The following is a 19616-nucleotide window of genomic DNA, read 5'->3' on the forward strand; positions in this document are numbered from 1 at the left end:
CCTCCCCGCCCGTCTCCCACGGCAGCGTCAGCGAAGACACCACCCCGGGCGCCACCACCAGCGGCCGCCCGGCGAAGGTCGTCACCGCGGGCGTGTGCGCGTGCCCGCAGAACAGCCCCACCACGTCCGGGTGCCGCGCGACCACCTCCGCCAGCCGCGCCGCCTCGTGCTGCCGGATCTCGTCCAGCAGCGGGTGGTGCAGCACCGCCGGGGGATGGTGGAACGCCACGAACGCCGGCCGCCCCGCCGCCTCCGTCAGCACCTCGTCCAGCCACGCGATCGTCTCCTCGCCCATCAGGCCCGATCCGCGGCCCGGGACGCTCGTGTCGCACAGCGCGAACACCGCCCCGGCCGCCTCCCCGGCCTGGTTGACCGGCGCGTCCGACGGCGCCTCGCCGAGCAGCACCGACCGGTAGGCGGCCCGGTCGTCGTGGTTGCCGGGGCAGTGGAACACCGGGTACGGCAGGCTCTCCAGCAGCTCCGCGACCTCGGCGTACTCGGCCGGGTCGCCGTGGTCGGCGAGGTCGCCGGTCACCAGCACCGCGTCCACCCGCACCCGCAGGTCCCGCAGGTGCCGCACCACCCGCGCGGCGCGATCGGCGTTCCGCGGGCCGCCGTCGAGGTGCAGGTCGGACAGGTGCGCGAGGACGGTCATGGCACGACCGTAACGACCTGCGAGAATTTTTCCGACCGGAGTCAACAACCGGGCGGTCCCGTCGCGTTGAAGGTCCGTCATCCGACGAAAGGACCACCGGTGCGGGACCGCTTCGACGATTTCGTGGCACAGCGCCTCGACCGCCTCCTCCGCTACGCCACGGCCCTGACCTGCGATCCCCACCTCGCGCAGGACGTCGTGCAGGAGACCCTGCTGCGCGTCCAGCACCGCTGGTCCCGCATCGCCGGGCTACGGGCGCCCGAGAGCTACGTGCGCAAGATGATCACCAACGAGTACCTGTCGTGGCGGCGGCTGAAGGCCTCCCGCAACGTCACCGCCGCGCACAGCACGCTCGACGCCCTCGGCACGCCCACCGCCGACCCCGCCGAGCACTTCGCCGAACGGGACGCCATGCGCGCCCGCATCGCCGCGCTGCCCCGCAAGCAGCGCGCCGCGATCGTGCTCCGCTTCTACGAGGACTGCACCGACGCCGAGATCGCCGAGGCCCTCGGCTGCTCGGCAGGCACCGTCCGCAGCCACATCTCCCGCGCCCTGAGCACGCTGCGCGCCGCCGAAGGCGGCCGGCGCCGGGGCCTGCCCGTGACGGAGGCGCTGTCATGACCCCCGACCCCACCGAACAGCTGATCCGCGCGGCGCTGCACGCCGAGGCCGCCCGCCGTCCGGACCCGCGCGCCGTGCTCGCCGGGCTGGCGCACGCCGAGCCGCGTCGCAACCGGACGCCGATGCTCGTCGTGGCCGCCGCGGCGGTCGTCGCGGTGGCGGTCGCCGCGATCCTGGTGCCGCGGATGCTGCAACGCGCCGAACCCGTCGTCGGCACACCGCCGGCCGCCGACCAGAACGTCCTGCTGGCCGGCCTGGACGATTACGGCATCGCCGATTCGGTCGTGCTCGGCCAGTTCCGGCGGGACGGCACGGCCGCGCTCGCCTCGATCCCCCGCGACTCGCTCGTCGACATCCCCGGTTTCGGCCGGGGCAAGCTGAGCAGCGCCTACACCCGCGGCAAGGACGCCGCCGAGCGGCAGGGCCGGAACGGGGCCGCCGCGGCCGAAGCGGGGGCGCGCACGCTCGTCGAGGCCGTGCAGCAGCTCACCGGCACCCGCATCGACCACTACGCCCTGGTCGGCATGCCCGGATTCGGTCAGCTCGCCTCCGCGCTGCAGGGCGTTCCCGTGTGCCTGCGCGCGGCCACCCACGACCCGCGAACCGGCGTGTCGTTCCCCGCCGGCGAGCAGGTCCTGGACTACTCAAGGGCACTGGACTTCCTCCGGCAGCGGGCCGGGCTGCCCAACGGCGACCTCGACCGCGTGGTCCGGCTCCAGGCCTACCTGCGCTCGGCCGCGGAGCGGATGATGACCCCGGGCGTCCTGGGCAATGCCGAGTTCGTGGCCACGCTGATCGAGACGGCGCACCGCTACACGCTGATCGACCCCGGCTGGGACCTGTTCGGCTTCGCCGCGCTGCTGCGGGACATCAACCCGGCCAACCTGCGGATGGGGACCGTGCCGATCGCCGGTACGGACCTCGGCTCGCCGGAGGCGGGCGCGGCGATCGGTCTCGCGCCGGACGAGGTTCGCACGTTCGTGGCGAACCTGCCGGGCTCGGGCACGTCGGCGCCGGATTCCTGCGTGAACTGAGCACGGGAAATCGTGCGCGAACCATGTCACGGTCGTCCGCGCGGGGTTAGGCTGGCACCCGCCGACGGGAAGGGGACGGCCGATGACCGGGCGGCGAGCCGACGACGAGGACGCGGGGCCGGGCGGTCCCGCGTCCTTCGGCCTGTCGGACACCGTCCGGGTGGCCGCGGTGCTGCGCACCGAAGCCGGGGACGCACCGGATTTCACCGCCGCCGCGCGGGCGGTGGTCCGGCGGTTGCGGGACGGGTTCACCGCCGCGGCCGAGCTGTACACAGTGGACGAAGACGGTCCGCCGGTTCTCGTCGCGGCGGCCGGGGACGCGCGGACCCGCTCCGAGCTGGCCGCGGCGATCGCGGCGCGCCCCGCCGGTGAGCGCTTCCCGGTGATCCCGCTGCCCGGCGCGCTGGCGTTCCGCGGGCCGCTGTCGCCGGGGCGGGCGTTCTGGATCGTGCTCGCGGCCTCGGCCGGGCTGCCTGCGGCGATGGCCCGCTCGATCGCGGTGAGCGTCCGCGCCGGGCTGCTGACGCACGGTCCGGCGGCGGACCGCGCGGACGCGTTGCGGGACTACGCCGAGCTGCTGGAGGACACCGCGCGGGTGCGGGGCGCGGCGCTGGAGGACGCGGCCGACCGGGCCGGGGCCGAGGCCGCGCTCGGGGAAACGCTGCGGGCGATCGGGCAGCGGCTGACCGCGCAGCTCGACATCGACACGCTCGTGCAGGACGCGACCGACGCCGCCACGCGCGGGACCGGCGCGGGGTTCGGGGCGTTCTTCTACAACCTGATCGACCAGTTCGGCGAGTCCTACACGCTCTACACGCTGTCCGGCATCCCGAAGGAGACCTTCGACGGCTTCCCCATGCCACGCAACACCGGCGTGTTCGCCCCGACGTTCAACGGCACCGGGATCGTCCGCAGCGACGACATCACCCGGGACCCGCGGTACGGGCACAACGCGCCGCACCACGGGATGCCGGAGGGGCACCTGCCGGTGCGCAGCTACCTGGCGGTCCCGGTGATCACACCGACGACGCGCGAGGTGCTCGGCGGGTTCTTCTTCGGCCACCCCGAGCCGGGGCGGTTCACCGAGCGGCACGAGCAGGTGGCCGCGGGGATCGCCGGGTACACCGCGATCGCGCTGGACAACGCGCGGATGTTCGCGCGGCACCGGTCGATGGCGACCGAGCTGGCGCACAGCATGCTGCCCGCGGTGCCGGACATCCCGGGCCTGCGGATCGTGTCGCGGTACCTGCCCGCGGCGGCCGGGGCCGAGGTCGGCGGGGACTGGTTCGACGTGATCCGGCTGCCCGGCGGCCGGACCGCGTTCGTGATCGGGGACGTCGTGGGGCGCGGGGTGCCGGCGGCGGCGGTGATGGGTCAGATGCGGACCGCGATCCGGTCCTACGCGCTGCTGGACCTGCCGCCGTCCGACGTGCTGCACAACGTGTCGCAGCTGGCGCGGACCACGCCCGGCGCGACGTTCGTCACCTGCCTGTACGCGGTGCACGATCCGATCGACGACACCCTGACCTACGCCAACGCCGGGCACCTGCCCGCGGTGCTGATCGGCGCCGACGGCGCGATGCGGCAGGTCGCGGAGGCGCTGGGCATGCCGCTGGGGGTCGGCGAGCAGTACCCGCAGGAGCAGGCGCCGTTCCCGCCCGGGATGCGGCTCGTGCTGTACACGGACGGGCTGGTGGAGAGCCGGACGCGGGAGCTGGGCGCGGGCATCGACGCGCTGCTGGCGGAGCTGGAGGCGCTGCCCGCCGAGGGTGATCTGGGCGCCGCGTGCGACGAGCTGATCGAGCGGCTGACCGGCGGACGGCACGACGACGACGTCGCCCTGCTGTACGTGGATCACCGGGGCGCGCACCGGCGGGTCGCGTCGATGACGCTGACCAGTGACGTCTCGCTGGGGTCGGTGCGGGAGTTCGTCGCCGGGCGGATGGCCGAGTGGGGGCTGGCGGAGGTGGCCGAGAGCGCGGTGAAAGTGGCGTCCGAGCTGGTGACGAACGCCACGCGGCACGCGTCGGCGCCGTTGACGCTGCGGCTGTTCCACGACGGTTCGCGGCTGACGGTGGATGTCGCGGACCGGGCCGGGGCGTTGCCGCACATCCTCGCGACCGGCGGGATCGAGCACCAGGGGCTGCGGGTGGTCGACGCGGCCGCGCCGCGGTGGGGCACGCGCACCACGCCCGACGGCAAGGTGGTGTGGGCGGAGCTGACGACCGGGTGACCCGGATCCGGCCGACACGTGTGTAATCCGTGCACGGTGGGTAATCCCGGCGGGACGAAGAACACGCCGAGGGGACTTCGATGCACGCCGGAGATCATCGCCTGCACCGACTGGTGCCGGCGCGGTCGCGCAACGCGACGACTCTGAGACAGGCCCTCACCCAGTGGGCGAACGACGTGGACCTGCCCGAAGACACCACGGACGCGATAGCGCTGGCCGCGTACGAGGCGATGATCAACGTGGTGACCCACGCGTACCCCGCCCAGGCCGACGGCCCGCTGGAGCTGTCGGCGGAGCTGCGCGGGAGCGAGGTGGACGTGACCGTGGCCGACCGGGGGCGGTGGCAGCCGCCCGCGGCGGACCCGGGGCCGCTGCACGGCCGGGGGCTGCCGCTGATCCGGGCGCTGTCCGAGCGGGCGGAGATCGCGCCGGGCCCCCAGGGCACGACGGTGCGGATGCGCTGGCCCGTCCCCGCGGCGGCGCGCCGCTACCGCCGGGAAGCCGCAGCAGCACGCTAGCCACCAGCCCGCGCGTTGCGCGGGCAGCCACCGAGCCTGGCCGATCCCCCGCGCTGGCTGACCCAGCGGGAACTGCACCGGTCCCGGGGCACCGTTCGTGAACGCTCGCCGGTACCCGCGGCGGCGCGCCGCTACCACCGGGGAGCCGTGCGGGAGCACGCCAGCCACCAGCCCGCGCTTTGCGCGGGCAGCCACCGAGCCTGGCCGATCCCCCGCGCTGGCTGACCCGGCGGAAATCGCATCGGCCCCGGGGCACCGTTCATGAACGCGCTCCGGTACCCGCGGCGGCAGGCCGCTACCACCGGGGAGCCGTGCGGGAGCACGCCAGCCAACCAGCCCGCGCGTTGCGCGGGCAGCCACCGAGCCTGGCCGATCCCCCGCGCTGGCTGACCCAGCGGGAACTGCACCGGTCCCGGGGCACCGTTCATGAACGCGCTCCGGTACCCGCGGTGGCAGGCCGCTACCACCGGGAAGCCGCGCGGGAGCACGCCAGCCACCAGCCGGCGGTCGCCAGCCATCGGCCGCGCGGCGCAGCCACCGAGCCCCCATACTGACCCGCCCCAGAGGAGACCGCACCGGCCCCGGCGGGGGACGACCGTTCGGGAACGCTGCCCGGTGTCGGCTGCGGGAACCGTGTGGACACGGCCCCCGCCCACAGGACACGGCCCAGCGGTACGACAGCCCGCAGCGCCAGCGCACGCCCCGGCACTCCTCGGCGGCCTCGCGGCCGTCGGCCTCAGGTCATGGTCCCGGGGCCGGGATGCCGCTTCGCTCGGCGAGCCGGTTAAGCGGCGTAGCCGTCACTCCGAGGCTTGCTCCGTGATCGGCAGATACACCCGGAACCGCGTGTTGCCCGGTTCGGACTCGACCCTCAGGTCGCCTCGGTGGCGGTCCACCACGATGCGCCACGAGATGTCCAGTCCGAGGCCCGTGCCCTCCCCCACGGGCTTCGTCGTGAAGAACGGCTCGAAGATCCGCTGCTTGGTCTCCGCCGAGATGCCCGGGCCGGTGTCGCCGATCTCGACCACCACCCGGTCGCCGTCGCGGGTGGTACGCAGCGTCAGCGTTCCCGTTCCCTCCATGGCGCTCACCGCGTTGTCGATGATGTTCGTCCACACCTGGTTCAGCTCGCCCGCGTACGCCGGCACCGTCGGCAGGTCCCGGTCGTACTCCTTGACGACCTGCACCCCGGTGCCGATCTTGCCCGCGAGCATCACCAGCGTCGAATCCAGACCGTCGTGCACGTCGATCCACTGGTGCGGCGCCCGGTCCATCTGCGAGTACTGCTTGGCCGCGCCGACCAGCGCCGAGATGCGGGTGGTCGAGTCCTCGATCTCCCCCATCAGCATCTCGGTCTCCAGCGCGTACGCCAGCCACCGCAGGGCGCCGTCCAGCAGGGCGTCGCCGACGGACTCCAGCACGTGGTCGAGGCTTTCGGCGGTCAGGCCGGCCGCGACGAAGATCGGGGCCAGGTCCCAGCCCTGCTCGATGTCGCGCTCCTCGAGCCAGTCGCCGATCTCGTCCTCGCGGTCGGCCTGCTGCATCGCGGTCAGCGGGGGCGCGTCGGCCACCTGCTTGACCAGCCGCTCCTGCACGTCCAGCAGCAGCTCCAGCAGATCGGGCTCGATGTCCCGCTTCGCCAGTATCGCCAGCTTGTGCCGCATGCCGGCGACCCGCTCCCGCAGCGCCGCGGTGGCGCGCACCGCAGCGGCCGCCGGGTTGTTCAGCTCGTGGGTCAGCCCCGCCGACATCTCGCCCAGCGCGAGCAGCCGCCGCCGCTGCCCGATCAGCGCGTCGGTGTTGCGCCAGCCCAGGTACGAACCCTCCAGCAGGTGGGTCGCCATCGGGAACCAGCTGCGGAACTGGTCGGCGAACTCCTTCGCGGGCAGCGTCAGGAACGTCAGATCGGTGACCGCGTACACCGAGGCGCCGTAGCGCTGCTGGTGTTGCCCGTAGAAGAACTGCGTCGCCCCGCAGTAGGCGCCACGCTGGTCCGAGCGGACGGTCTCCACCTCGCTGCCGCCCACCAGCCGCGTCATCCGCAGCGCGCCGGACAGCAGCACGTAGAAGCACGTCGCCGGATCGCCCTCGTTGATGATCGCGGTGTCCGCCGGATAGTGCTCCAGCTTGGCGTGGTCCAGGATCCAGTCGAGCTGGGCGTCGGACAGATCGGTGAACAGGAACAGCTCGCGCAGGAACTCGCGGGTCAGCTGCGGCTCGGTCATCGTGCCTCCAGGTAGCGGTGCACGAGCGAGACGGCCATCGCGCCCTCGCCCACGGCCGAGGCGACGCGCTTGACCGACTGCGAGCGGACGTCCCCGGCCACGAACACACCCGGAATGGACGACTCCAGGTGGTGCGGGTCCCGGTCGAGGGTCCACCCCGGCGGGCGTCTGCCCTCCACCACCAGATCGGCGCCCGTGCAGACGAAACCGTGCTCGTCACGCAGCACGTCGTCGCCGAGCCACTCGGTGCGTGGCGCGGCGCCGATGAACACGAACAGGTGCCCGGTGGGCACGGTCTCGGTGATGCCCTGCTCCTCGTCGCACAGGGTCAGCGCTTCGAGGTGGTCACTGCCGTGCGCGCGCAGCACGGTGGTGCGGGTGCGGACGTGGATGTTGCCGATCGCCTCGATCTGCTCGATGAGGTAGTGCGACATCGACGCCCGCAGCGACGGCCCGCGCACCAGGATCGAGACTTCCTTGGCGTAGCGGGAGAAGAACACCGCGGCCTGCCCGGCGGAGTTCGCGCCGCCGACGATGTAGACGTGCTCGCCCTCGCAGTCCGGCGCCTCGGTGGCGGCCGAGCCGTAGAACACGCCGCGCCCGGTCAGCTCGGCGACGCCCTCGGCTTCCAGCGCCCGGTAAGAGACTCCGGTGGCGAGGACGACGGCGTGCGCGGCGATCTCGCTGCCGTCCCCGAACCGGACCACGCGCGCCGAACCGCGTGCCTCCAGACCGGTCACGTCCCGCGCGGTCAGCACCTCCGCGCCGAACTTCTGGGCCTGGCGGCGGGCCCGGTCGGTCAGCTGCGCCCCGGACACGCCGTCCGGGAAGCCGAGGTAGTTCTCGATCCGGGAACTCTGCCCGGCCTGCCCGCCGGTCGCCCGGCGCTCCACCAGGACCGTGCGCAGCCCTTCGGAAGCGCCGTAGACGGCCGCGCCGAGCCCCGCGGGACCGCCGCCGATCACGATCAGGTCGTAGAACTCCGCGGCCGGCCGGGTGGACAGCCCGACGGCGTCGGCGATCTGCTCGCCGTCCGGTTTGCGCAGCACGGTGCCGTCCGGGGTGATCAGCACCGGGATGTCCACCGCCGCGCACTCGGCGGCTTCGAGCAGGCGGCAGGCCTCCGGCTCGTCGACCGAGTACCACCGGTAGGGCACCGAGTTGCGGGCGAGGAAGTCCCGCACCTTGTAGGACGGCGCGGACCAGCGGTGCCCGATCACCTTGGTCTCCTCGACCGGACGGTCACCGGCCGCGCGCCACGCGTCGACGAGCGCGTCGACCACCGGGTACAGCTTCTCCTCCGGCGGGTCCCACGGTTTGAGGAGGTAGTGGTCGACGTCGACGACGTTGATCGCCTGGATCGCCGCGTCGGTGTCGGCGTAGGCGGTCAGCAGCGCGCGCCGCGCGTACGGGAACAGGTCCATCGCCTGCTCCAGGAAGGTGATGCCGTCCATCTGCGGCATGCGGTAGTCGGCGAGGATGGCGGCGACGGCGTCCCCGCGCAGCTTGATCTCGCGCAGCGCTTCGAGCGCGTCCGCCCCGGAGGCGGCGCGCACGACGCGGTAGTCCTGGCCGTAACGACGGCGAAGGTCACGGGCGACCGACCGGGACACGGCCGGGTCGTCGTCGACGGTCATGAGGATGGGCAGGCTCACGACGCAAACCCTACGGCCTGACACGGTCCCACGGTCAGATCCTGCCCGCACGAGATGACCACATACTGGACGTATCTTGCCGCCTCCGGTCACTCGCGGTGATCATCGAAGCCCGTCCGCGATCGTCCCGGGAGGTCCGCGAAATGCCCGTCGAGCTGCCCGAACGCGTCCACCGCCTGCGCCCGGCCGAGGTTCCGGCCGACGGCATCCTCGAGGGTCCGCGGCTCCTCTCGCGCCTGCACGAGAATGACCGGTCGCACGCCTACGAGATGTTCACCTTGTGCCCGCTGGGCCCCCTGATCGGCGCCGAGATCACCGGGGTGGACCTCCGCCGGCCGCTCACCGCGGAGCTGCGGGAGGAGCTGAACCGGGCGCTGCTGGAGTGGAAGGTGCTGTTCTTCCGCGACCAGGACATCACCGCGGCGCAGCAGCGGGCGTTCGCGCGCAACTGGGGCCCGCTGGAAACCAACCCGTTCCTGCCGTCCGGGGACTCCGACGAGGTCACCCGGTTCGCCCGCGGCGCCGGCATGCCCGGCTTCGAAAACATCTGGCACACCGACGTCACCTGGCGCCCCGAGCCCGCGCTCGGGTCGGTGCTGCGCCTGGTCGAGGTGCCCCCGCTCGGCGGTGACACGCTGTGGGCCGACATGGCCGCGGCCTACGACAACCTGCCCGCCGACGTGCGCGAGCGGATCGACGGGCTGCGCGCGGTGCACGACTTCGTGCCCGGTTTCGCCCGCTTCGCCGACCACGACCTGCTGGCCCGCTGGCAGGACCGCTTCCCGCCGGTCGAGCACCCGGTGGTGCGCACGCACCCGGAGACCGGGCGGAAGACGCTGTTCGTCAACCAGGCCTTCACCACGCACATCACCGGCCTGGACCGCGACGAGAGCGACCGCCTGCTGCGGCTGTTGTTCGCACAGGCGCACGTGCCGGAGTACCAGGTGCGGTTCTCCTGGCGGCCGAACTCGGTGGCGTTCTGGGACAACCGCGCCACCCAGCACTACGCGGTCAACGACTACCACCCGCACGCCCGGGTCGCCGAACGCGTCGCGATCGCCGGTGATCGCCCGTTCTGACCGGTTAGCCTGGGGCCATGGCGGACCCGAAGAGCACGGTGACCTCGTTCCTGACGGCCCTGGAACGCGACGACGTCGAAGGCGCGCTGTCCCTCGCCGACCCGGACGTGGTGTACCAGAACGTCCCGCTGCCGCCGGCGCGCGGCATCGCGGCCGTGGAGAAGCAGCTGCGGATGCTCAGCCGCTACCGCATCGGGTTCGAGGCGCGGGTGCACCACATCGCCGCCGACGGCCCGATCGTGCTGACCGAGCGGACCGACGTCCTGCGCGCCGGGAGCTGGGACACGCGGTTCTGGGTGTGCGGCACGTTCGAGGTGCGCGACGGCCGGATCGTGCTGTGGCGGGACTACTTCGACTGGGCCACCGTGCTCGCCTCGAGCGTGCGCGGCGCCGGGCGGGCCGTCGTCACCGGCGCGTCGACGCTGCTCGCCCGCGCGCGCCTGCGGGACTGACGCCGGTACCACCGCAGGCAGATCACCAGCGCGAGCGCGATCCCGACCGCGTCGCCGCCGTAGTACATCAGCTGCGCCCCGGCCCGGAACTCGTCCCCGGCCGCGTACAGCGTCTTCGCCAGGACGCCGTGCGCCGCGCCGGCCAGCACCAGCGTCGCGCCGCGCAGCGCCAGGCCGTGGCGGTGCCGCACCGGCTCCACCTGGCAGATCGCGGTCGTGAACAGCAGCCCGGCGGCGAACACGTGCGCCAGCGCCCACGGCTGGTGCGCCTGGGCGATCAGCGGCGTCCGGTACAGCAGCCACAGCCCGCCCACGTCGAGCACCGCGGCGACCGGCGGGAACACCAGCACCGCCACCGGCCACGACCGCAGCACCCGCACCAGCGCGCGGCGGCCGCGGCATACCCGCAGCGCCAGCGTGACCGGGCGGCCGAGCACCAGCAGCAGCGGACCGGCCATGCCGACCACGAGGTGCTGGGCCATGTGGGCGGTGAACGTCCGCGCCGGGGTCGACAGCGCCACGACCACCGCCAGCGCCCCGGCGGTGAACGACACCGTGCGCCACCGGGGCCAGCGCCGCGCCGCGCTCAGGTAGCCGGCCAGGGCCACCAGGACCAGGAGCGAGACCGGCCAGGTCCCACCGGGTTCAGGCAGAGTGCCGACGTGGTCAGGCACGTGCCCGCTCCCGCACCAGCAGCACCACGCCCGTGACCAGCAGCAGCACCGCGATCGCGTTCCACGCCCAGTCGTAGGGCACCAGGTTCACGTGGTAGCGGATCTGGTGCAGGGTCAGCAGCTTGTGCTGGATCGTGCCGTCGTAGAGCTGGAACGCGCCCGCGCCGGTGAGGATCCCGCCCAGCAGCGCCCGGCCGGACAGCGCCGCGCGCCGCCGCAGGTCGGCCACCAGCACCAGGCCGAGAACGGTGGCGAACCAGCCGAACGCGTGGAACAGCCCGTCGGACACCAGCCCGGCGTCCGAAGTGGACTTGTCGTAGAAGTGGTGCCAGTGCAGCAGCTGGTGGAAGACCGTCTCGTCGGCGAACGCCGCGATCCCGATCCCGATCGCGGCACCCGCCCAGGCCGATCGCGCCCGTGCCACCATCCCCGTGCACCTCCGGGCAGCGGCCTACCCGGTGGCGCCCGGGTTATGCGTTCAGTGCCGCGTCGAGTTCGGCGAGCAACCGGGCCTTGGGCCGCGCGCCCACCCACTGCGCCACCGGCGCGCCGTCGCGGAACAGGACCAGCGTCGGCATCGACATGATCCGGAGGTCACGCGCGAAGCGCTGATTCTCGTCGCAGTCGATCTTGCGGATGGCCAGGGTGCCCGCGCGCTCGGCGGCGATCTCGGCGAGCACCGGCGCGATCATGTGGCACGGCGGGCACCACTGCGCCCAGAAGTCGACCAGCACGGGACCGTCGTGGCGCAGCACCTCCGCCTCGAAGGTCTCGTCGGTCACGGCGAGCACGGCGCCGGAGAGGTCGGTGGTGGCGGTCATCGGGACTCCTCGAACGAAGTGGTGACCCGGCACGGGCCGGGTTCTCGGTCCAGCGCTTCGGTGAGCTTGGCGCGCAGGTCGTCGCGCACGGCCTGCAACCGGTCCAGGCAGGCCTCGACCTCGGCGAGCTTGCGCTCGTAGACCTCGATCGAGTCGGCGCACGAGTCCCCGGTCTCGTGGCCGGCCCGGAGGCAGTCCACGAACGGCCGGGTGTCGTCGAGGCTGAACCCGACCGCCTGCAGCGTCTGGATCTCCTTGACGAGCCGGAAGTCCTCCTCGCCGTACTCGCGGTAGCCGTTGGCCGCCCGGCGCGCGGCCAGCAGCCCCTGGGACTCGTAGAACCGCAGGGCGCGGGTGGTGGTCCCGGCCCGCTGCGCCAGCTCCCCGATTCGCATGAGATCGAGCGTAAAGGTTGCCGCTGACGTCAAGGCAAGGATTCGCGCGCGACCCGCTCCAGCCGCTCCCGGTAGTCCGCCCACCAGCGGGGGCCGGCGTCGGGCAGGTTGCCGGTGTCCCGGCGCATGCCGGCGGCGCCGTCGACCAGCTCCCGGACGATGTCGGCGTGGCCGGCGTGGCGCTGGGTCTCGGCGATCATGTGCACCAGGACCCGGTGCAGGGTGACCGGCTCCCGTCCCGGGATGTGGCCGACCGCGTCCAGCGCCAGCGCGCCGATGGTGGCGTCGGCGTGCGCCCAGGCCTGGCGGTAGAGGGCGACGATCTCCGCGCTGGACTCGTCCGCGCGCGCCCACATGTCGGCGTTGGGTTCGGCGTCGGACAGCCAGGGCAGCTCGCGGCCGAACGGGCGTCCGAAGGTGGCCCCGAAGTACCCGAGCTCGCAGCCGATGAGGTGCTTGACCAGGCCGAGCAGGTTGGTGCCGGTCGGGGTCATCGGGCGGCGCATGTCGTATTCGGACAGGCCCTCGAGCTTCCAGAGCATCACTTCGCGCGCCGCCTGGAGGTACCGGTGCAGATCGTCCTTCGGATCGTTCTCGGTCATGCGGACAGCGTCCCACCGCGGACCGGAAAATGTCGGGGGTGGGTGCGAACATGTGTTCGTGACGAACGAGGGCCCGATCCTGCACGCCGACCTGGACGCGTTCTACGCGTCGGTCGAGCAGCGTGACGATCCGTCGTTGCGCGGGCGGCCGGTGATCGTCGGTGGCGGGGTGGTGCTGGCGGCGAGCTACGAGGCCAAGGCGCGCGGGGTGCGCACGGCGATGGGGTGCGCCCAGGCGCTGCGGCTGTGCCCGTCGGCGGTGGTGGTGCCGCCGCGGATGGCGGCCTACAGCGCGGCGAGCAAGGCGGTGTTCGCCGTGTTCGAGCAGATCACGCCGCTGGTGGAGGGGCTCTCGATCGACGAGGCGTTCCTCGACGTCGGCGGGCTGGCCAGGATCGCCGGCCCGCCCAGTGAGATCGCGGCCGGCCTGCGGCGCGCGGTGGCCGAGCAGGTCGGGCTGCCCATCACGGTCGGGGTGGCGCGCACGAAGTTCCTCGCGAAGGTCGCCAGCGGGGTGGCGAAACCGGACGGGCTGCTCGTCGTGCCGCACGATCGTGAGCTGGAGTTCCTGCACCCGCTGCCGGTGGAGCGGTTGTGGGGTGTGGGGCGGGTGACGGCCGGGAAGCTGCACGCGCGGGGCATCCGGACGGTGGGGCAGGTCGCCGAGCGGGGCGAGGCGGAGCTGGTGGCGCTGCTCGGCCGGGCCGGTGGGCGGCACCTGTTCGCGCTGGCGCACAACCGGGACCCGCGCCCGGTCGTGGCCGGGAGACGGCGGCGGTCGATCGGGGCGCAGCGGGCGCTGGGGCGGCGGGCGCGTTCGCCGGACGAGCTGGACGAGATCCTCGCCGCACTGACCGACCGGCTGGCGCGGCGGTTGCGGGCCGCGCACCGCGTGTGCCGGACGGTGGTGCTGCGGATGCGCTTCGCCGACTACAGCCGCGCGACGCGGTCGCAGACGGTGCCGCGTCCGACGGCGCACACCGAGGACATCCTCGCCACGGCGCGGAGCCTGCTGGCCGCGGCGATGCCGATGATCCGGGAGCGGGGGATCACGCTGATCGGCCTCGCACTGTCCAACTTGGACAACGACACGCCGGTGCAACTGGAGCTGCCCTTCGACGAACACCCACCGGACGCCCTGGACGCCGCCCTGGACCGGGTCCGCGACCGCTACGGGGCGAAAGCGGTGACGCGAGCGATGCTCCTCGGCCGCGACGACGGCCCGGCGGTGCCCCTGCTACCCGATTGAGCCGCGGGCGGTCGCCGCGCCGGCGTTGCCGGGTGCAGGGCAAGCGGGCGAATGGCGGTTCGAGGGGTGACGGTGAGTTTCCGGCGGCACGTGCCCAGCCGGGGTTCGCGGGAGCGCGAATGCGACCGCCGGGGGCCCTGCTCTGCGCCGGAGGCGCCGGCCAGCGTGAGGCTCGTGGACCCGGTGCGACCGAGACATCTCACGAGTCCTCCGGGCCGGAAGGAACGGCACCGCCACCGGGCGATGGTGGCGGTCAGGGCGCTACCTGCGCTCGGTGGCCGGGTGGGGCTGAGGGTGGGTTGCCCGCTCTTTCCGATCCGGCGCAGTGGGGCGGCCGCTGGACCAGTGGGGATTTGTCGACCAGCGTGCAAGCGTCGGCAACCAGCGGCTCGTCCTGGTCCTGCGCGTCGATTTCAACTCACAGTTGACGTCTTCAACACGCAGTTGTAGCGTCCCTGCTCATCGTTCGATCGGGTGAGGAGATGCCATGTCTGCGAGGTCACGGGTGACGCGCTGGGGCGCGCTGGTCGTCGGCTGCCTGATGGTCACGGCGGCCTGCGGCGGCGGGTCCGACGGCGCCGGAGGTGGCGGCACCGCCACCGGCTCGGACGTTCCGGACACCGCGGCCATCCTGCAGGGCGTCACGAAAGACCCGCAGCTCGCGGCGGCCCTCCCGGCTCCCGTCGCGCAGGCCGGCAAGCTCAACATCGGCTCGAACATGCAGTCCGCGCCGAACAACTTCTACTCCGCCGACGGCAAGACGCCAGTCGGGTTCGAGGTCGACATCGCCAAGGCCGTCGCCGCCAAACTGGGCCTCACCGCCCAGCACACTGATATGCCGTTCGGCTCGCTGATCACCAGCCTGCAGTCCGGCCGCCTCGACCTGACGATGGCCGGCATGAACGACACGAAGGCCCGCCAGCAGCAGATCGACTTCGTGGACTACTTCACCTCCGGTATCACGATCATGGTCCGCAAGGGCAACCCGGACGGCATCACCGGCCCGGACTCGCTGTGCGGCAAGACCGTCGCGGTCGTGCAGGGCACCAGCCACCAGACCTTCGCCGCCGAGCAAAGCGCCAGGTGCGTCCAGGCCGGGAAGCCGGAGGTCACCACGACGGCCACCGACAGCGACTCGCAGAACCAGAACCAGCTGCGCACCGGCCGCGTCGCCGCCATCCTCAACGACCTGCCGACCGCCGCCTACGTCAGCCGGAACGCGGGCGGCGGCGAGTTCTTCGAGGTCGTGCCCGGCGAGCCGATCAACGGCGGCCCGTACGGCATCGGCGTCAACAAGACCAACCCGCAGCTGCGCGACGCCGTCGCGCAAGCCCTCACCGCGCTCGTCGACGACGGCACCTACGGCAAGATCCTCGACGCCTGGGGCGTGCGGCAGGGCGCGATCACGAAGGTGACGGTCAATGCCGGAAGCTGACCTGACCACCCGGCTGCCGCAGGCCGAACTGCCCATCGTGCGCCTGCGGCACTGGGGCCGCTGGGTGTCGGCGGTGGTCATCCTCGCCCTGCTGGCCGGGCTCGGCGTGGTGCTGGCGCAGGCGAAGATCCAGTACGACACGGTGCCGGAGTTCCTGTGGTACCACGTGATGGCCGTCGGCCTGCTCAACACCGTCCTGCTGGCGGTGATCGCGCAGGCCGCGGCGATCGTGATCGGCGTCGTGATCGCGCTGATGCGCCGCTCGGCCAACCCGGTGGCCCGCGTCGTCGCCGCCGTCTACATCTGGCTGTTCCGCGGCCTGCCGGTGCTGCTGCAGATCCTGATCTGGTTCAACCTGGCGCTGGTGTTCGAGTTCGTCTCGATCCCGCTGCCGTTCACCGGCGGCTACCTGGTCCACGAACCGACCAACGTCATCGTCAGCGCGTTCGTCGCCGCGCTGCTCGGCCTCGCCCTCAACGAGAGCGCCTACATGGCCGAGATCGTGCGGGCGGGCCTGAACAGCGTGGACCGCGGGCAGACCGAGGCGGCGAAGTCGATCGGCATGACCCCGGCCACGACGCTGCGCCGGATCGTGCTGCCGCAGGCGATGCGGGTCATCATCCCGCCGACCGGCAACGACTTCATCAACATGCTCAAGGGCACGTCGATGGCGTCGGTGATCGGCGTGACCGAGCTGATCCACGCGGCCAACAACATCTCGTCGAACAACCTGCTGGTCATGGAGACCCTGCTGGCCGCCGCGGTCTGGTACATGGTCGTGGTCACGGTCGCCAGCGTGGGCCAGCACTACCTGGAGCGCGCGTTCGCGGCCGAGGCGCACACCGCCCGGCCGTGGTCGCGCGTCGGCCGCGCACTGACGACCCTGCGGAGGGCCTGACATGACCGAGCCGTTGCTGCGTGCGGTCAACGTGCGCAAGCACTTCGCCGGCACCGAGGTGCTGCGCGGCATCGACCTGTCCGTCCACAAGGGACAGGTGGTGTGCCTGCTCGGCCCGTCCGGCGCGGGCAAGAGCACGTTCCTGCGGTGCGTCAACCACCTGGAGACGATCGACGGCGGCCAGGTGTGGGTGGACGGCGAGCCGATCGGCTTCCGGCTGCACAAGGGGAAGCTGCACGAGCTGCGCGAGCGCGAGGTCGCCCGTCAGCGGCGGGACATCGGCATGGTGTTCCAGCGGTTCAACCTGTTCGCCCACCGCACGGTGCTGCAGAACGTCACCGAGGGACCGGTCCGGGTGCGGGGCCTGTCCCCGGCCGAGGCCCGCCGCACCGCGCTGGAGCTGCTGGACCGGGTCGGCCTCGCGCACCGCGCCGACGCCTACCCCGACCAGCTCTCCGGCGGCCAGCAGCAGCGCGTCGCGATCGCGCGGGCGCTGGCGATGAAACCGAAGCTGATGCTGTTCGACGAGCCGACCTCGGCGCTGGACCCGGAGCTGGTCGGCGAGGTCCTGGAGGTGATGACCTCGCTCGCGTCCGAAGGGATGACAATGGTGGTCGTGACACACGAGATGGGGTTCGCGCGGGAGGTGGCCGACGAGGTCGTCTTCATGGCCGACGGCGCGGTCGTGGAGACCGGGCCGCCCGCGCAGGTCCTCGGCGCGCCGGAGCACGAGCGCACCCGGCAGTTCCTGGCGCGCATCCTCTGATGGCCAGGATCTCGCCCAGCTACCTGCTCCAGTTCGACGAGCCCGCCGGCTACCTGGACTTCGCCCGCTACGGCCCGCCGTCGCACGCCGTCGTGGACACCACCGCGCGGCTGCTGAACTCCTCCGCCAAGGCCGGGCCGTCCACAGTGGACGACCTGATGCGGCAGGAGGTCCGCGCGAAGGCGGCGGTGGCGCGGCTGTGCGGCACCGACACCGACCACGTCGTCCTGCTGCCCAACACCAGCCAGGGCCTGTTCCAGGCCGCGTTCCACGCCCCGCCCGGCGAGGTGCTGGTGTCGGCCGCCGAGTTCCCGGCCAACACCTACCCGTGGGCGCGCGCCGCGGAAGCCGGTCGGATCACGCTGCGCCGGATGCGGCCGCCGCGGGGGTACGTCACGCCGGAGGTGGTGGCGCGGGAGCTGACCGGGGACACCACGCTGGTGTCGGTCAGCGCCGTGGACTTCCGCACCGGCTACCGCGCCGACCTCGCCGCCCTCCGGGACACCGTCGGCGACCGGCTGCTCGTGGTCGACGGCATCCAGGGTTTCGGCGTCGTCGACGCGCCGTGGGAGGCGGCCGACGTGCTGGTCGTCGGCGGCCAGAAGTGGCTGCGCGCGGGCTGGGGCACCGGGTTCGCGGTGCTGTCGGACCGGGCGCTGGAGCGCATGCGGCCGCTGTTGTCGGGCTGGACCGGCGCGCACGACGCGGGCCTGTTCGACGACGAGATCCACCCGCCGGCGGAGTTCGCGGCGTCGTGGTCGGTCAGCAACCTCAGCCCGGTCACCTCGGGTGCGTTCGCGGCCGCGCTGGAACTGGTCGAGGAAGCCGGGGTCGCGGCCATCGAGTCGCGCATCGCCGAGCGGGTCGGCGAACTGGAGGAGATGCTGCGTGCGGTGGGCGCGGAGATCGTGTCCGCGACCGGCCGGCGTGCCGGGATCCTCGCGTTCAGCCTGCCCGGGCACCCGGCGGAGCGGGTCGGGGCGGTGCTGGCCGCCGAGGGTATCGCCGCCACCGTGCGCACCGACCACGTGCGGCTGTCCCCGCACGCGTCCACGCCGGCGTCGGCGGTGGAGGCCGTCCGCACCGCGCTGGAGCACCTGTCCCGCCCGATGCCGGCCAGCCAGGTGCCGGCCGCGTCCGCCACCGACTCGGTGCTGTCCGCGCTGGTCCCGGCGGTGAGCGGGCTGGCCGCGATGCTCGGGCCCGGCAACGAGGTCGTGCTGCACGACCTGTCCAAGCTGCCGGATTCGATCGTCGCCATCGCGGGCGGCATCACCGGCCGCGAGCCCGGCGGGCCGATGACGGACCTGCTGCTCGGGCTGGTGCGCCGCGGCACGACGCACGACCTGACGAACTACGAGACCCACGGCCCGGACGGCAGGCCGATCCGCTCGTCGACCATCTTCCTGCGGGACGCCGACGGGGTGGCGATCGGCTGCCTGTGCGTGAACAGCGAGGTGACGCAGGGGCCGGCGAGCGAGGTGCGGGCGGAGAGCTTCCCGCCCGACGTGGACAGCCTGCAGCGGTTCCTGGTGGACCGGGCGGTCGCGCAGACGGGGATCCCGGTGGGCCTGATGAAGAAGAAGCACAAGGCCGCGGTGGTGCGCGAGCTGGACGAGGCCGGGTTCTTCCTCATCAAGGACGCGGTGGACTTCCTCGCCGGTGAGCTGGAGGTCACCCGGTACACGATCTACAACTACCTCAACGAGATCCGGGCATAATCCGGGGCCGCGCGGGGTAAGCCGGTTTCGAACACATCGGCGAACGGAGGTGTGGGGTGACCGGACCGCAGAACCCGGAGAAGGACCCGCGGGACTGGACCACGGGCGAGGAGGAGATGACCGGCCCGCAGCGCTCGTACCTGCAGACACTGGCCCGCGAGGCCGGTGAGGAGCTGCCGGAGAACCTCACCAAGGCCGAGGCGTCGCAGCTCATCGACCGGTTGCAGGAGAAGACCGGCCGCGGCACGGACATCTGAGCGCGGCACTCGCGGACGGGAACGCGGCACTCGCGGGCCCGAGCGTGGGACTCGCGCACCGGAGCGTGGGACTCGCGGGCGGGAGCGTGGGACTCGCGCGCCTGAGCGTGGGACTCGCGCACCGGAACGTGGAACTCGCGGGCGGGAACGTGGGACTCGCGGGCGGGAGCGCGGGACTCGCGCGCCAGAACGCGGGACTCGCGGGCGGGAGCGTGGGACTCGCGCGCCGGAGCGTGGGACTCGCGGGTAGGGGGTGTGGGGCGTTCGGGCACGTGGGTGCCGTGGGCGCGGCAAGGTTCACCGGGCGGGCGGGGGCCGTTCCGCCG

20 protein-coding genes are annotated in these 19616 nt (G+C 72.9%); 12 read left to right on the forward strand and 8 right to left on the reverse strand.

What is annotated here, in order from left to right; genetic code table 11:
- On the reverse strand, window positions 1-655 hold a 655-nt coding region (locus D0D15_RS31535), incomplete at its 3' end, for a phosphodiesterase (protein WP_162830697.1).
- A 99-nt stretch (window positions 656-754) separates the two neighbouring features.
- On the opposite strand from D0D15_RS31535, the gene D0D15_RS31540 reads away from it, so the two are divergent.
- The 4 genes from D0D15_RS31540 to D0D15_RS31555 all read left to right on the forward strand — a co-directional run bounded on the left by D0D15_RS31540 (window position 755) and on the right by D0D15_RS31555 (window position 5061).
- Entirely contained in the window at window positions 755-1276 is a 522-nt protein-coding gene (locus tag D0D15_RS31540) for a SigE family RNA polymerase sigma factor (RefSeq protein ID WP_094008459.1), read from the forward strand.
- Window positions 1273-2310, forward strand: coding sequence for an LCP family protein (locus tag D0D15_RS31545; protein WP_094008458.1), 1038 nt, complete (start codon window positions 1273-1275; stop codon window positions 2308-2310). Before D0D15_RS31540 ends, D0D15_RS31545 begins: the two co-directional genes overlap by 4 nt.
- 82 nt (window positions 2311-2392) lie before the next feature.
- Window positions 2393-4543: an ATP-binding SpoIIE family protein phosphatase gene (locus tag D0D15_RS31550; RefSeq protein WP_115944972.1), complete on the forward strand. Its 2151-nt coding sequence runs from the start codon at window positions 2393-2395 to the stop codon at window positions 4541-4543.
- Between the two features lie 80 nt (window positions 4544-4623).
- Window positions 4624-5061 carry an ATP-binding protein gene (locus D0D15_RS31555; RefSeq protein WP_094008456.1) on the forward strand — a complete coding sequence of 146 codons (438 nt, stop codon included), beginning with the start codon at window positions 4624-4626 and terminating at the stop codon, window positions 5059-5061.
- Window positions 5062-5861: 800 nt separating this feature from the next.
- Here the strand turns inward: D0D15_RS31555 and D0D15_RS31560 are convergent.
- Together D0D15_RS31560 and D0D15_RS31565 are read right to left on the reverse strand one after the other, a co-directional pair.
- A complete protein-coding gene (locus D0D15_RS31560; protein ID WP_094008455.1) occupies window positions 5862-7286 on the reverse strand; it encodes an ATP-binding protein in 1425 nt (474 codons plus the stop codon).
- Entirely contained in the window at window positions 7283-8941 is a 1659-nt protein-coding gene (locus D0D15_RS31565; protein WP_094008454.1) for an NAD(P)/FAD-dependent oxidoreductase, read from the reverse strand. Before D0D15_RS31565 ends, D0D15_RS31560 begins: the two co-directional genes overlap by 4 nt.
- 143 nt (window positions 8942-9084) lie before the next feature.
- On the opposite strand from D0D15_RS31565, the gene D0D15_RS31570 reads away from it, so the two are divergent.
- A complete protein-coding gene (locus tag D0D15_RS31570) occupies window positions 9085-10020 on the forward strand; it encodes a TauD/TfdA dioxygenase family protein (RefSeq protein ID WP_094008453.1) in 936 nt (311 codons plus the stop codon).
- Window positions 10021-10037: 17 nt separating this feature from the next.
- Window positions 10038-10472 (forward strand): limonene-1,2-epoxide hydrolase family protein, encoded by a 435-nt coding sequence (locus D0D15_RS31575; RefSeq protein ID WP_094008452.1) that lies wholly within the window; start codon window positions 10038-10040, stop codon window positions 10470-10472.
- On the opposite strand, the gene D0D15_RS31580 is transcribed toward D0D15_RS31575, so the two are convergent.
- The 5 genes from D0D15_RS31580 to D0D15_RS31600 are packed head-to-tail and all read right to left on the reverse strand — an operon-like array spanning window position 10367 to window position 12964.
- Window positions 10367-11146 carry a cytochrome c oxidase assembly protein gene (locus D0D15_RS31580; RefSeq protein WP_198958369.1) on the reverse strand — a complete coding sequence of 260 codons (780 nt, stop codon included), beginning with the start codon at window positions 11144-11146 and terminating at the stop codon, window positions 10367-10369. The genes D0D15_RS31575 and D0D15_RS31580 overlap by 106 nt on opposite strands.
- Window positions 11139-11573: a DUF2243 domain-containing protein gene (locus D0D15_RS31585; RefSeq protein ID WP_094008451.1), complete on the reverse strand. Its 435-nt coding sequence runs from the start codon at window positions 11571-11573 to the stop codon at window positions 11139-11141. The genes D0D15_RS31580 and D0D15_RS31585 overlap by 8 nt, the downstream gene beginning before the upstream one ends.
- Before the next feature lie 43 nt (window positions 11574-11616).
- Entirely contained in the window at window positions 11617-11967 is a 351-nt protein-coding gene (gene trxA / locus D0D15_RS31590; RefSeq protein WP_094008450.1) for a thioredoxin, read from the reverse strand.
- Window positions 11964-12362 carry a MerR family transcriptional regulator gene (locus D0D15_RS31595; RefSeq protein WP_094008449.1) on the reverse strand — a complete coding sequence of 133 codons (399 nt, stop codon included), beginning with the start codon at window positions 12360-12362 and terminating at the stop codon, window positions 11964-11966. The genes trxA and D0D15_RS31595 overlap by 4 nt, the downstream gene beginning before the upstream one ends.
- 29 nt (window positions 12363-12391) lie before the next feature.
- On the reverse strand, window positions 12392-12964 hold the full coding sequence (locus tag D0D15_RS31600; protein ID WP_094008448.1) for a DinB family protein: 573 nt from the start codon (window positions 12962-12964) through the stop codon (window positions 12392-12394).
- A 52-nt stretch (window positions 12965-13016) separates the two neighbouring features.
- On the opposite strand from D0D15_RS31600, the gene dinB reads away from it, so the two are divergent.
- The 6 genes from dinB (at window position 13017) to D0D15_RS31630 (ending at window position 19290) form a co-directional block, all read left to right on the forward strand.
- Window positions 13017-14213 carry a DNA polymerase IV gene (gene dinB / locus D0D15_RS31605; RefSeq protein ID WP_094008447.1) on the forward strand — a complete coding sequence of 399 codons (1197 nt, stop codon included), beginning with the start codon at window positions 13017-13019 and terminating at the stop codon, window positions 14211-14213.
- A 487-nt stretch (window positions 14214-14700) separates the two neighbouring features.
- On the forward strand, window positions 14701-15648 hold the full coding sequence (locus D0D15_RS31610) for an ABC transporter substrate-binding protein (protein WP_167481592.1): 948 nt from the start codon (window positions 14701-14703) through the stop codon (window positions 15646-15648).
- Window positions 15635-16546, forward strand: coding sequence for an amino acid ABC transporter permease (locus tag D0D15_RS31615; RefSeq protein WP_094008446.1), 912 nt, complete (start codon window positions 15635-15637; stop codon window positions 16544-16546). Before D0D15_RS31610 ends, D0D15_RS31615 begins: the two co-directional genes overlap by 14 nt.
- Before the next feature lies 1 nt (window position 16547).
- On the forward strand, window positions 16548-17312 hold the full coding sequence (locus tag D0D15_RS31620; RefSeq protein ID WP_094008445.1) for an amino acid ABC transporter ATP-binding protein: 765 nt from the start codon (window positions 16548-16550) through the stop codon (window positions 17310-17312).
- The gene (locus D0D15_RS31625; protein ID WP_094008444.1) at window positions 17312-19033 is read left to right on the forward strand and encodes an aminotransferase class V-fold PLP-dependent enzyme; all 1722 of its coding nucleotides are present in this window, start codon (window positions 17312-17314) and stop codon (window positions 19031-19033) included. The genes D0D15_RS31620 and D0D15_RS31625 overlap by 1 nt, the downstream gene beginning before the upstream one ends.
- 56 nt (window positions 19034-19089) lie before the next feature.
- Window positions 19090-19290, forward strand: a complete 201-nt coding sequence (locus D0D15_RS31630; protein ID WP_094008443.1) for a DUF3072 domain-containing protein — start codon at window positions 19090-19092, stop codon at window positions 19288-19290.
- Window positions 19291-19616: the final 326 nt, after the last annotated feature.

This window comes from Amycolatopsis thermalba (assembly GCF_003385215.1).
Taxonomy (GTDB): Bacteria; Actinomycetota; Actinomycetes; order Mycobacteriales; family Pseudonocardiaceae; genus Amycolatopsis_E; species Amycolatopsis_E thermalba.